Annotated in this window: 6 protein-coding genes, 6 tRNA genes and 3 rRNA genes; 11 read left to right on the top strand and 4 right to left on the bottom strand. The window is 44.2% G+C overall.

Going from position 1 to position 12,565, the window contains the following annotated elements:
* Positions 1 to 49: 49 nt before the first annotated feature.
* The gene (trmY, locus tag K08M4_RS20700; RefSeq protein ID WP_086051291.1) at positions 50 to 649 is read right to left on the bottom strand and encodes a tRNA (pseudouridine(54)-N(1))-methyltransferase TrmY; all 600 of its coding nucleotides are present in this window, start codon (positions 647 to 649) and stop codon (positions 50 to 52) included.
* A 256-nt stretch (positions 650 to 905) separates the two neighbouring features.
* Between trmY and K08M4_RS20695 the strand changes: the two genes are divergently transcribed.
* From K08M4_RS20695 to K08M4_RS20640, 10 genes are all read left to right on the top strand, one after another.
* Complete coding sequence (locus K08M4_RS20695) at positions 906 to 1,430, top strand: DUF3087 family protein (protein WP_086051290.1); 525 nt, start codon at positions 906 to 908, stop codon at positions 1,428 to 1,430.
* Between the two features lie 587 nt (positions 1,431 to 2,017).
* Positions 2,018 to 3,586, top strand: a 16S ribosomal RNA gene (locus K08M4_RS20685).
* Positions 3,587 to 3,709: 123 nt separating this feature from the next.
* Positions 3,710 to 3,785: transfer RNA gene (locus K08M4_RS20680), tRNA-Glu, on the top strand.
* A 20-nt stretch (positions 3,786 to 3,805) separates the two neighbouring features.
* Positions 3,806 to 3,881, top strand: a tRNA-Lys gene (locus tag K08M4_RS20675).
* A 25-nt stretch (positions 3,882 to 3,906) separates the two neighbouring features.
* Positions 3,907 to 3,982: transfer RNA gene (locus K08M4_RS20670), tRNA-Val, on the top strand.
* 25 nt (positions 3,983 to 4,007) lie between these two features.
* Positions 4,008 to 4,083 (top strand) — tRNA-Ala (locus tag K08M4_RS20665).
* 66 nt (positions 4,084 to 4,149) lie between these two features.
* Positions 4,150 to 4,225, top strand: a tRNA-Val gene (locus K08M4_RS20660).
* Positions 4,226 to 4,679: 454 nt separating this feature from the next.
* Positions 4,680 to 7,572: ribosomal RNA gene (locus tag K08M4_RS20650) — 23S ribosomal RNA — on the top strand.
* A gap of 124 nt (positions 7,573 to 7,696) precedes the next feature.
* Positions 7,697 to 7,812 (top strand): 5S ribosomal RNA (gene rrf, locus K08M4_RS20645).
* Together the 16S, 23S and 5S rRNA genes with 6 tRNA genes alongside form the textbook arrangement of a ribosomal RNA operon.
* Positions 7,813 to 7,882: 70 nt before the next feature.
* Positions 7,883 to 7,973: transfer RNA gene (locus tag K08M4_RS20640), tRNA-Ser, on the top strand.
* 192 nt (positions 7,974 to 8,165) lie between these two features.
* On the opposite strand, the gene K08M4_RS22045 is transcribed toward K08M4_RS20640, so the two are convergent.
* Positions 8,166 to 9,201, bottom strand: a protein-coding gene (locus K08M4_RS22045; protein WP_157665725.1) for an IS630 family transposase whose coding sequence is annotated in 2 segments (ribosomal slippage) — positions 8,166 to 8,741 and positions 8,743 to 9,201 — 1,035 coding nt in all. Because the reading frame shifts where the segments join, the coding sequence is not laid out codon by codon here.
* Between K08M4_RS22045 and K08M4_RS20625 the strand changes: the two genes are divergently transcribed.
* A complete protein-coding gene (locus K08M4_RS20625; RefSeq protein WP_232460251.1) occupies positions 9,200 to 10,429 on the top strand; it encodes a tyrosine-type recombinase/integrase in 1,230 nt (409 codons plus the stop codon). The genes K08M4_RS22045 and K08M4_RS20625 overlap by 2 nt on opposite strands.
* Before the next feature lie 484 nt (positions 10,430 to 10,913).
* On the opposite strand, the gene K08M4_RS20620 is transcribed toward K08M4_RS20625, so the two are convergent.
* Together K08M4_RS20620 and K08M4_RS20615 are read right to left on the bottom strand one after the other, a co-directional pair.
* Positions 10,914 to 11,120 carry a hypothetical protein gene (locus tag K08M4_RS20620; RefSeq protein ID WP_086051287.1) on the bottom strand — a complete coding sequence of 69 codons (207 nt, stop codon included), beginning with the start codon at positions 11,118 to 11,120 and terminating at the stop codon, positions 10,914 to 10,916.
* Between the two features lie 105 nt (positions 11,121 to 11,225).
* Complete coding sequence (locus K08M4_RS20615) at positions 11,226 to 12,545, bottom strand: HNH endonuclease (protein WP_076008407.1); 1,320 nt, start codon at positions 12,543 to 12,545, stop codon at positions 11,226 to 11,228.
* Positions 12,546 to 12,565 lie beyond the last annotated feature (20 nt).

The raw sequence follows: 12,565 nt of genomic DNA, 5'->3' as shown, positions 1-12,565 counted from the left end.
GAGTGACCTGCTGTTTTAGAGAAAACTCTCGTAGAGAGAGCTGTGGATATCAAAAACCACGTACATCCAATTCATTGTTGATCAACACAACACACTGAGAAGCGAACAGCATATTTGGACCCAAACTGATTTTCTCTGTTCCTAGACGTTTTAAGCTGTTGTAGCTTTTCTTCGGCATAGGGATGTGGTCAGTCAGAAGGAAACATGGGTTCCCCGCAATCTCTGCATCACGGATAAAGTCGCCTTTCTTATCCATCATGTACAGCTGGTGGTCTTCAGCCAGTTCTTTAACCAACTTTTCAAAACTCATAGTACGAACAGTGATGCCCGGCTCAACCTGGCGTGTCTGTTCTTTTGTCATGCCTTGAGAAGCATCAACCGCTCTTACTACCGCTGATAACAATGCCGATTCATGAAAGCCACCAATGTTAGTGATCTCATTTGAATCGAAAGTGATCGTACGTGAAAAGTCTTTAGTACTTTCTAATACAAGGTGCACGGTGACATTCTCACGGTGTGATTGAGCAACGAAGATCGTGTTCATCAGAGTATGAGCCAGAATCTCAGTATGAGCATCTTGCCCAACACCTTCTAAGATAAGTTTGCTCTCTGTAGGGGCTGCGCGAGCGCGTAATACAAATGAACGCATGGAATGTACCTTGTCAGTATGTGATAAAGCGAAACAGACTTTATCAACATGAATTGATGAATAACCAAAATTATGGCGGTATGTAACTCTTTTCTATTAATGAAGTCAAATGGAGTTATGTATAGTACTGACCAGAAGAACTATACGTATTAAATTGAGAGTGACCACATTACAAGATGGTAAAGGTTGAAGCGAAGCAAGGTTTACATAGATAGTATGCGCAAATTATTAGGTGACTTACATAAGGAAGCTGTCGGTGAAGTTACAAAAGATCAATAAAGAAGAATATAGAAAGAAGATGAACCTGTTGTTGGTGTCATTAGTTGGGTCGCTTGCATTGTTTGCCATTGTATTCGGCACCATTCTGATTGAATTGTTTGGCTCGGCTAATTCTATTACTGGTGAATCGACAGGAAACTTTCATTTGAACGTACTTGGGGTGATCTTATCTGTCGCTTTGAATGCGTTTATCGCAAGCCGAGTGAAAGGGCATGAGTACTTTAAAGAAGCGCTTTATGTGTGGAACCTCAAACAAACTCACAATCAAATCTATCGTAAGCTCAAGCGTATTCAACCGAAAGCTGAGCAAGGCGATCGAGAAGCATTAACTATCCTTTACTTCTATTACACTACGCAAAAACAGGTATACGACCTAGATAACAATACATTGACAATAAAAACGGTTCAGCAATCGCTAGATAACATAGTGGAGCTAAGTGAAAAGTGGAGTATCGAACTGGATATAGAGGCATTCTCGAAAGATCTAGTCGCAAAATTCTAAGTTATATGCTCTTGATTGTATGAGCTTTAACCTGTGAAAGCGGGTTTTGACGTAAAAGTAGCCCCTTAAGCAATTTTTTTGAATTTTTATTAAAATAGGGGTTGCCATGTTTTCGATGATCTCTATAATGCCGCCTCACTGACACGGCAGACGCCACAAGGCTTCAGCGGTAATCAGTAAGACGGAAAGTTCGAAAGAAATTAATTTTAAAAAGTGTTTGACACTTGAAATTAAATCGCTAGAATTCACGTCCGCTTTCAAGGGTTTCTTTGTAAAAAGAAAGTTTCGATAAGCAAAGCTCTTTAACAATTTAAACCTATCAATCTGTGTGGGCACTCGTTGATGAATATCAAAACGTTTTATCTTCCCTTTTTATTAAGAGAAGTAAAACAGATTCCTCGGAATCAACTTTGGTTTCAATGAACTGAGTGACCAATACGAATAACTACTTTCTCTTGTAGAAAGAAAGTATTTGGCACAGTCAATTCATTATCTTTCTGTTGGAAAGATAATAGCTTTAAAATTACTTTTTACTTTCGAGTGAGAATGGATTTTGAAGTCAGTATTCATTGAGCCGACAAAATCTTAAATTGAAGAGTTTGATCATGGCTCAGATTGAACGCTGGCGGCAGGCCTAACACATGCAAGTCGAGCGGAAACGACACTAACAATCCTTCGGGTGCGTTAATGGGCGTCGAGCGGCGGACGGGTGAGTAATGCCTAGGAAATTGCCTTGATGTGGGGGATAACCATTGGAAACGATGGCTAATACCGCATAATGCCTACGGGCCAAAGAGGGGGATCTTCGGACCTCTCGCGTCAAGATATGCCTAGGTGGGATTAGCTAGTTGGTGAGGTAATGGCTCACCAAGGCGACGATCCCTAGCTGGTCTGAGAGGATGATCAGCCACACTGGAACTGAGACACGGTCCAGACTCCTACGGGAGGCAGCAGTGGGGAATATTGCACAATGGGCGCAAGCCTGATGCAGCCATGCCGCGTGTATGAAGAAGGCCTTCGGGTTGTAAAGTACTTTCAGTTGTGAGGAAGGGGGTAACGTTAATAGCGTTATCTCTTGACGTTAGCAACAGAAGAAGCACCGGCTAACTCCGTGCCAGCAGCCGCGGTAATACGGAGGGTGCGAGCGTTAATCGGAATTACTGGGCGTAAAGCGCATGCAGGTGGTTCATTAAGTCAGATGTGAAAGCCCGGGGCTCAACCTCGGAACTGCATTTGAAACTGGTGAACTAGAGTGCTGTAGAGGGGGGTAGAATTTCAGGTGTAGCGGTGAAATGCGTAGAGATCTGAAGGAATACCAGTGGCGAAGGCGGCCCCCTGGACAGACACTGACACTCAGATGCGAAAGCGTGGGGAGCAAACAGGATTAGATACCCTGGTAGTCCACGCCGTAAACGATGTCTACTTGGAGGTTGTGGCCTTGAGCCGTGGCTTTCGGAGCTAACGCGTTAAGTAGACCGCCTGGGGAGTACGGTCGCAAGATTAAAACTCAAATGAATTGACGGGGGCCCGCACAAGCGGTGGAGCATGTGGTTTAATTCGATGCAACGCGAAGAACCTTACCTACTCTTGACATCCAGAGAAGCCAGCGGAGACGCAGGTGTGCCTTCGGGAGCTCTGAGACAGGTGCTGCATGGCTGTCGTCAGCTCGTGTTGTGAAATGTTGGGTTAAGTCCCGCAACGAGCGCAACCCTTATCCTTGTTTGCCAGCGAGTAATGTCGGGAACTCCAGGGAGACTGCCGGTGATAAACCGGAGGAAGGTGGGGACGACGTCAAGTCATCATGGCCCTTACGAGTAGGGCTACACACGTGCTACAATGGCGCATACAGAGGGCAGCAAGCTAGCGATAGTGAGCGAATCCCAAAAAGTGCGTCGTAGTCCGGATTGGAGTCTGCAACTCGACTCCATGAAGTCGGAATCGCTAGTAATCGTGAATCAGAATGTCACGGTGAATACGTTCCCGGGCCTTGTACACACCGCCCGTCACACCATGGGAGTGGGCTGCACCAGAAGTGGTTAGTTTAACCGCCCTTTCTTCGGAGAGAGTGGAGGACGATCACCACGGTGTGGTTCATGACTGGGGTGAAGTCGTAACAAGGTAGCCCTAGGGGAACCTGGGGCTGGATCACCTCCTTATACGAAGATACTCACGACAAGTGTCCACACAGATTGATTAGGTTTAGAAAAGCAAAGAGAAGAAGAACTCCCAAGGTTCTTCAAAGTTTGTTTCTATTTTTTAAAGTAGAGATAAATTGCAGTGTCCCGTTCGTCTAGAGGCCTAGGACACCGCCCTTTCACGGCGGTAACAGGGGTTCGACTCCCCTACGGGATACCACTTCCTTCAAGAAGTAAAAAGGGTCGTTAGCTCAGTTGGTAGAGCAGTTGACTTTTAATCAATTGGTCGCAGGTTCGAATCCTGCACGACCCACCATTTCCTCCCAAGGAAATAAAATTTGGGGCGATTAGCTCAGTTGGGAGAGCACCTGCCTTACAAGCAGGGGGTCACTGGTTCGAGCCCGGTATCGCCCACCATTTCCTCCCAAGGAAATAAAAATATGGGGCTATAGCTCAGCTGGGAGAGCGCCTGCCTTGCACGCAGGAGGTCTGCGGTTCGATCCCGCATAGCTCCACCATTCTTTCTCCATGAAGAATGGTTCTTATTTTTACTTTATTAAAAGTGAAGACAAAAGAACTATCATGGGCGATTAGCTCAGTTGGGAGAGCACCTGCCTTACAAGCAGGGGGTCACTGGTTCGAGCCCGGTATCGCCCACCATCTTTAAACGTTCTTTGATGACAACAGTCTGATGAGAGTCTTTAAAAATGGTTTTGAAAGTTTAAAACTCGAAAAACTCTTGCTCTTTAACAATTTGGAAAGCTGACTGATTTAAATAACGAAGTTATTTAAATCAAATTTAAAAGTTCTCAATGTTTATCTGCTCTTATTTAATAAGAACGGTATGAACACAACAAACACATTCAAGTGTCTTGTATTCGAATGATCAGAAATGATTGTTCATTTTTTGATTCTACTTTTTATTAAAAAGTGGAAACAAAAAAGTAAATTGAGTCCGGCAAACAGTTATCAAGAATTAACCCTTCTTGATGACAACCAAAAACCTTGGTTAGTTGCCATACGCTTATTTGTCTTCGCTCCTGTTTGTCTTCACTTTTTAAAAGTGAAAATAAAAAGGAAAGTGAAAGCAAATAGAAACCCTTTCGGGTTGTATGGTTAAGTGACTAAGCGTACACGGTGGATGCCTTGGCAGTCAGAGGCGATGAAAGGCGTAATAACTTGCGATAAGCCCAGATTAGGTAGTAATAACCTTTTGAGTCTGGGATTCCTGAATGGGGAAACCCACTTACATAAGTAAGTATCCTGTTGTGAATACATAGCAACAGGAGGCAAACCGGGGGAACTGAAACATCTAAGTACCCCGAGGAAGAGAAATCAACCGAGATTCCGAAAGTAGCGGCGAGCGAAATTGGATTAGCCCTTAAGCTTTTAATGATGCAGGTGAAGAGTCTGGAAAGTCTCGCAATAAAGGGTGATAGCCCCGTAACCGACACATCATAATCAGTGAAAACGAGTAGGGCGGGACACGTGATATCCTGTCTGAATATGGGGGGACCATCCTCCAAGGCTAAATACTACTGACTGACCGATAGTGAACCAGTACCGTGAGGGAAAGGCGAAAAGAACCCCTGTGAGGGGAGTGAAATAGAACCTGAAACCGTGTACGTACAAGCAGTAGGAGCACCTTCGTGGTGTGACTGCGTACCTTTTGTATAATGGGTCAGCGACTTAATTTTAGTAGCAAGGTTAACCGTTTAGGGGAGCCGTAGGGAAACCGAGTCTTAACTGGGCGTACAGTTGCTAGGATTAGACCCGAAACCAGGTGATCTAGCCATGGGCAGGTTGAAGGTTGAGTAACATCAACTGGAGGACCGAACCGACTAATGTTGAAAAATTAGCGGATGACTTGTGGCTAGGGGTGAAAGGCCAATCAAACCTGGAGATAGCTGGTTCTCCCCGAAAGCTATTTAGGTAGCGCCTCGGACGAATACTACTGGGGGTAGAGCACTGTTAAGGCTAGGGGGTCATCCCGACTTACCAACCCTTTGCAAACTCCGAATACCAGTAAGTACTATCCGGGAGACACACGGCGGGTGCTAACGTCCGTCGTGGAGAGGGAAACAACCCAGACCGCCAGCTAAGGTCCCAAAGTATAGCTAAGTGGGAAACGATGTGGGAAGGCTCAGACAGCCAGGATGTTGGCTTAGAAGCAGCCATCATTTAAAGAAAGCGTAATAGCTCACTGGTCGAGTCGGCCTGCGCGGAAGATGTAACGGGGCTAAGCTATACACCGAAGCTGCGGCTACGTACCTTAGGGTATGTGGGGTAGGGGAGCGTTCTGTAAGCCGTTGAAGGTGTGCTGTAAGGCATGCTGGAGGTATCAGAAGTGCGAATGCTGACATGAGTAACGATAAAGGGAGTGAAAAACTCCCTCGCCGGAAGACCAAGGGTTCCTGTCCAACGTTAATCGGGGCAGGGTAAGTCGACTCCTAAGGCGAGGCCGAAAGGCGTAGTCGATGGGAAACGGGTTAATATTCCCGTACTTCTTACAATTGCGATGGGGGGACGGAGAAGGCTAGGTGGGCCTGGCGACGGTTGTCCAGGTTCAAGTACGTAGGCGGAAAGTTTAGGTAAATCCGGACTTTCTTAACGCTGAGATACGATGTCGAGCTACTACGGTAGTGAAGTCATTGATGCCATGCTTCCAGGAAAAGCCTCTAAGCTTCAGATTGTAAGGAATCGTACCCCAAACCGACACAGGTGGTCGGGTAGAGAATACCAAGGCGCTTGAGAGAACTCGGGTGAAGGAACTAGGCAAAATGGTACCGTAACTTCGGGAGAAGGTACGCTCTTATCAGTGAAGTCCCTTGCGGATGGAGCAGACGAGAGTCGCAGATACCAGGTGGCTGCAACTGTTTATTAAAAACACAGCACTGTGCAAAATCGTAAGATGACGTATACGGTGTGACGCCTGCCCGGTGCCGGAAGGTTAATTGATGGGGTTAGACTTCGGTCGAAGCTCTTGATCGAAGCCCCGGTAAACGGCGGCCGTAACTATAACGGTCCTAAGGTAGCGAAATTCCTTGTCGGGTAAGTTCCGACCTGCACGAATGGCGTAATGATGGCCACGCTGTCTCCACCCGAGACTCAGTGAAATTGAAATCGCTGTGAAGATGCAGTGTACCCGCGGCTAGACGGAAAGACCCCGTGAACCTTTACTACAGCTTGGCACTGAACATTGAACCTACATGTGTAGGATAGGTGGGAGACTATGAAATTGCGTCGCTAGATGTGATGGAGTCGTCCTTGAAATACCACCCTTGTAGTTTTGATGTTCTAACGTTGGTCCCTGAATCGGGATTACGGACAGTGCCTGGTGGGTAGTTTGACTGGGGCGGTCTCCTCCCAAAGAGTAACGGAGGAGCACGAAGGTGGGCTAAACACGGTTGGACATCGTGTGGTTAGTGCAATGGCATAAGCCCGCTTGACTGCGAGAATGACAATTCGAGCAGGTGCGAAAGCAGGTCATAGTGATCCGGTGGTTCTGAATGGAAGGGCCATCGCTCAACGGATAAAAGGTACTCCGGGGATAACAGGCTGATACCGCCCAAGAGTTCATATCGACGGCGGTGTTTGGCACCTCGATGTCGGCTCATCACATCCTGGGGCTGAAGTCGGTCCCAAGGGTATGGCTGTTCGCCATTTAAAGTGGTACGCGAGCTGGGTTTAGAACGTCGTGAGACAGTTCGGTCCCTATCTGCCGTGGGCGTTGGAAAATTGAAAGGGGCTGCTCCTAGTACGAGAGGACCGGAGTGGACGAACCTCTGGTGTTCGGGTTGTCATGCCAATGGCATTGCCCGGTAGCTAAGTTCGGAATCGATAACCGCTGAAAGCATCTAAGCGGGAAGCGAGCCTTGAGATGAGTTTTCCCTGGCACTATAAGTGTCCTAAAGGGTTGTCGTAGACTACGACGTTGATAGGCAGGGTGTGTAAGTGCTGCGAGGCATTGAGCTAACCTGTACTAATTGCCCGTGAGGCTTAACCATACAACACCCAAGGGGTTTTGTGGACTCAATAGAAAGACAGACCTTGAATGAGTTTGAAGAGATACTTTTAAATCAGTTTTCCGAATTATTAATTGTCGCTAATGCGTCAATTAAACAAAATTTGCTTGGCGACCATAGCATTGTGGACCCACCTGATTCCATGCCGAACTCAGAAGTGAAACACAATAGCGCCGATGGTAGTGTGGGGTTTCCCCATGTGAGAGTAGGACATCGCCAGGCTTTAAATATAATTACTCGTATTACGAGTAATAACATTAGCAGTGCATTAATCTGTTAATGACAATTTGTTGGAGGGATGGCTGAGTGGTCGAAAGCACCGGTCTTGAAAACCGGCAACCGTTAATAGCGGTTCTAGGGTTCAAATCCCTATCCCTCCACCACTCTTAAAGATTAAACCGCTGTTTTTACAGCGGTTTTTTCGTATCTAAAGCCTCGAAAATCATCTTGCACAGAAAGGTAGCACAGATGTACTTATTGAGACTTCCAAATAGCGTATACTACACACGCATCGCCACCCCACTTTCACTGCGTAGCAGTGGCTATCCCAAAGAGTTTAATACCAATCCGGAAAATTAACTGATCAGGTTTATCCAATCCCTTCTGCTCATTTTTGTGACACGATCTTTGCACTCAAGAAATTCATTCCAAGCGCGACAAACCTTGGAAACAATGTCGTTATAATCCGTGAAACTTTGATTCGCTAGATAATGTTGTCGCAACCAACTCCAAACTTGCTCTATAGGGTTAAGCTCTGGCGAGTAGGGAGGAAGCTTAATAGTACTGACGTTATTAAATTCTCTCGCAATATCATCGGTATGCCAGCCTGCACCATCCATTATAACGACAGCATGACGTCCTTTTTCTGTAGCCTTAGATATCTGCTCTAAGTGATTTGTCATTATGTCCTTGTTAACCCAAGGAACCACTATGGCTTCGCCAATTCCTCTTTCAGGGCATACCGAACCAAACAAATAAGCGTATTCAAATTGCTGTTGTTTTACCACGCGAGGCCTCGTTCCACGAGTCGCCCAAAGACGTGTCGTTGTGTTCTGCTGACCAAACCTAGCTTCATCTTGAAACCAGACATCAACACTCTCTAGCCCGATATGGCCGGGGATCTTAAGGATCGTTTCTATTTTGAATTTTTTTAAAATCGTCTTGGATTTGCTGTGATTGTTTAGGGTGTTTGGAGCGAGAAGTTATCCAAGAGAAGCCCATGTGGTCGAGGAGATAATAGATAGAATTAGGGTGGTAGTATTTATCAAAGTTTTTCACGATGTAATCATGTATATCGCTCCCGACAAGGCGCCCGCCTGAAGGGGACTCTGCTTCTTTCTTAATGAATGCACTGAGTTGTTTTCGTTGTTCTGCATTGAGGTATGCAGGTCTGCCTGTGCGAGGTTTTTCTTGAAGCCCTTCCAATCCTTCTTCAAGAAATACTTGAACCCATTTGTTTACACTAGTTCGACTGACTTTAAGGTATTTGGCAATTTGAGTGCGCGAGTGACCTTCTTTGAAGTGGGCTAGTGCTAGCAAGCGAACCTTCATTTGAATGGTTTTTTGTTGGCTTGCTAGCTTTTTAAAATCAGTATTATTAAGGCTATCCATGACGATTTTCTGTAAGAGTTCGACGGCCTTAATTAGATCACATTTTTACTTTAATTGGTATAAATTCTCTCTTCTAACTCGTGAACGTAAAGTCGCTTACCTGAGAAATATCGAACAGGTTCAATTACTCCATGCTCTTTTCGACAGAGCCAAAGCTACGATATTAAGTTTTGCTGAGTTCAAAGCTGAACTTGCTCATAGTATTAATCAGTTACGTCAAAATTATCACTCTCAACCCGAGACAACGACGAATGCACCAATACTGAGACCTACCGTAGAAGCAAAGGCAACATCGCCGAGAGTGAATGTTGGAAAAGAGGCGCTGGCTCAGTTCATTGAATCCAAACAGCTTGAGAGCGTGACTCAATTGACGATTAAACAGCTACAGCAGCGTTGTAGTGATTTTCTAAACTATCTATCAAGCCAAGGGCGAGAAAACCCAAGCAACAGCCTTGCTATGGCTTACAGAGATGAACTGATACAGCGTAAGCTTAGTCATAAGAGCTTAAAAGACTATCTGGCCGCAAATCGGCAGTTCTTTAATTGGTGCGTGGCAAAAGAATTGATAGCAAGCAATCCATTTATGGTGGTGAAGCTACCAAAGAAGACAAACAGCCAAGGTCAACGCAGGCGTTGGAAGGCGGTAGAGCTGAAAAAGCTATTCTCTAGTCGAGCCTATAAGGAACAAGGTGAGCAATTTGACTGGATAACCAAGTTACAGATGCATCAAGGCTGCCGTCCTTCAGAAGCTTGTCAGCTTCGCATCAAGGATATCAAGTTAAGTCATATCCCATGTATCCATTTTTCCGATGATGCGGAAAACCAACACCTGAAAAATGTCGCCTCCAACAGAATAGTGCCCATACACGAGACGATACTCGAGTCAGGCTTTCTTGATTATGTAGAGCAACGTAAACAACAAGGTGCGACTCAACTCTTCGACTTAACTCCCCGTGGGGATGATCTAGATTGGTCTAAAGATTATCGAGACAATTTTGGTGATGTTCTTGATGCCTGTCACTTCAAAGCGGGACAACGCCCAACCGCCTATTCATTCCGTCATACCGTTGTTGATGAACTGAAAAAGGCGGGCATCGAAGAGCATCTGGTCGCTCAGATAGTTGGTCATAAACACAATACGATGACCTACGGACATTATGCGAAACCGCTATCCCCAGAAGAGTTGGTTGATGCTGTGAATAGCTTTCAGTTGAGCACATCTCAGTAAAATAAGCTTGGAGGTAAACCGCCAAAAACCGTCTCTAAAAAAAGTGAGACGGTATAGCAACCCGCTGCGCTCCCGTCACACTTTTGCTTCGCAAAAGATGAACGTGAACTGCGGGCAAGAGGCGAGCCTCTTAACTCCCGACCATGGCAAGCCATGAAGACCAAAATTAAACTAACCAAACCGACAGGTTACCCTGACACAGAAATGCCCCTTTACTGTTTAGTGCGATTACTCAGCAACGTGTTACGCTGCTGAGCTTGCAATACTTGAGGTTATGGCAGACACCAGAATGGAACTGCACGGGAACTCCCAAAAGTGAGCAGAAACGGCTTTCTTAACGGGCTGTGTTTTGCCTGAATTGCTATGCAATACCACAGAAAGGCATGTCTAGAAACTGGACAATAATGATTTAGCACCTTGCTCAAAACCGTACCGTTTACATCAGGAAAAATGTCATGAAGCTTTAAACCTATGTTATGTGTCCTTACCTTACATTATTAATTCTTTCTGAGATGGCGCTCACTGCTTTGGCTAAATTATGATGCTCCTGTTTAATTCGATTAAAGTGTTCTTCACTACAGCTAAGCTCCCCACTTTTGTACTTCTTAAGATTGCTTAAAGAATTGCTTAACTGACTTATCCAGTTTTCTTGATCCTTGATTAGCTCATCAAATTTATTGGTGTTAGACATCTTAAACTCCTTTTTGTAATTAAGCTGTAAGGTAAAGTCGAACTTCAATATGCTTTATGGTATTTCTAGCTATCGCTACTTTGAAATCTTGGGTAACATAATCCCTCAAGAACAGGTACGGTTTACCGCATCCGAGTTGCTTGAATTTCTCGTCTCTCTTTGTTCGAAGTTAATGGTGTACTTTAATTCTCTTTCTATATTTTGAGAAAAATCTTGGAATCTAAAGTCGCCTTTAGCCTTGATATGGGTGAAACAATTTAGAAATTGTTCATACTCTGATTCATTTAGAAATTGGCATTTATCCTGACTTGAAAAAGGTACGATAAAAATATACATGTAATATGTAAACCTAAACTCAACAACAGTGAACGGAAGGTCGTAGTTGTCATTTTTTCTAAAAAACAAGGTTATTTCAGGTCTTTCTGTGAAAAAATGATAGCTATTGAGAACTGCAACTATCGGTAGCGACGCAGTTTCTTTTTCGCCTCTAATCCACTGAATGGTATCTGTAAAGTAACCTATATATTCCTTATCCATTACGCTTAACGCAAACTTGCACAAAGCTTTATATATATTTTGTATTCTGATTTTATTGCCAGTATTGAAGGACACACTCTTTGGTGTCTCTTGGTTGGTTTCGTTTTCATTATCACTAACAACAGCGATATTTAAATTCATATTTTCATCTTTGAAAAACTCAAAGTTTTTACCTTTCATTTTGGGTGTTTTGTTTTCTTTGTTTTTAATCCCAAACATCGTTCTTGCGAGATCATGATAAAAAACAAAATCTCGCTCTACGTTTTCATCAAAATACTCATTACAAGAATCACATTCTTCATTCAATATTAACTTTTTGTTACCTAGTGCTTCAGATATTGCGTGTGCTTCCTTTTTGAAGCTTACGTCTGGTGACTGGAGGTTGCAAAATCTACATGTCCTTTTATTTTTTCGACCCTCACCTACCTTTATTTTTTTAGTCTTATCTAGATCGAATGTAACGATTTCATAATTATCTAATACACCAGAAAAAAAGCTCTCAATATCAGTGTCAGTGATTTCACTTTTTAGCCCGTTTAGTTGGTTTAATTCCTTTTCCAACTCAAACTTAAGTCTCGTATTCAAATCTATAGGGGGCAGCGTGAAAAACCATTCATCGGATTTCAAACATTGAAATTTTGTGGTTAGACTTTGAATTTTCGGAAGAATTGACTTGTATTTATTAACAAAACCTGTAAGCCTTCCTTGAAAGGCTTCATTATACTGATGCTTGTAGTCCATACTAATAGTCTGGTTTGCAACATCAAACTCGGCATTAAACAAAAATAAAAGATCACCCACTATTTCACTTTGTTTTGCTGTATATCCTATGTCTAGGATTCCTCCAAGCTGACTTGTAGAAAATAGCTGAATCCTAAAGTTTTCCATGATGCTTCCTTATGAGAGAT

Source organism: Vibrio syngnathi (genome assembly GCF_002119525.1).
Lineage (GTDB): Bacteria > Pseudomonadota > Gammaproteobacteria > Enterobacterales > Vibrionaceae > Vibrio > Vibrio syngnathi.
This window is presented reverse-complemented; position numbering and strand designations above follow the sequence as displayed.

What these genes read in the sequence shown, in the direction of transcription:
- K08M4_RS20625 (WP_232460251.1), top strand. Translation starts at nt 9,200, where the DNA reads ATGACGATTTTCTGTAAGAGTTCGACGGCCTTAATTAGATCACATTTT.
- trmY (WP_086051291.1), bottom strand. Translation starts at nt 649, where the DNA reads ATGCGTTCATTTGTATTACGCGCTCGCGCAGCCCCTACAGAGAGCAAA.
- K08M4_RS20620 (WP_086051287.1), bottom strand. Translation starts at nt 11,120, where the DNA reads ATGTCTAACACCAATAAATTTGATGAGCTAATCAAGGATCAAGAAAAC.
- K08M4_RS20615 (WP_076008407.1), bottom strand. Translation starts at nt 12,545, where the DNA reads ATGGAAAACTTTAGGATTCAGCTATTTTCTACAAGTCAGCTTGGAGGA.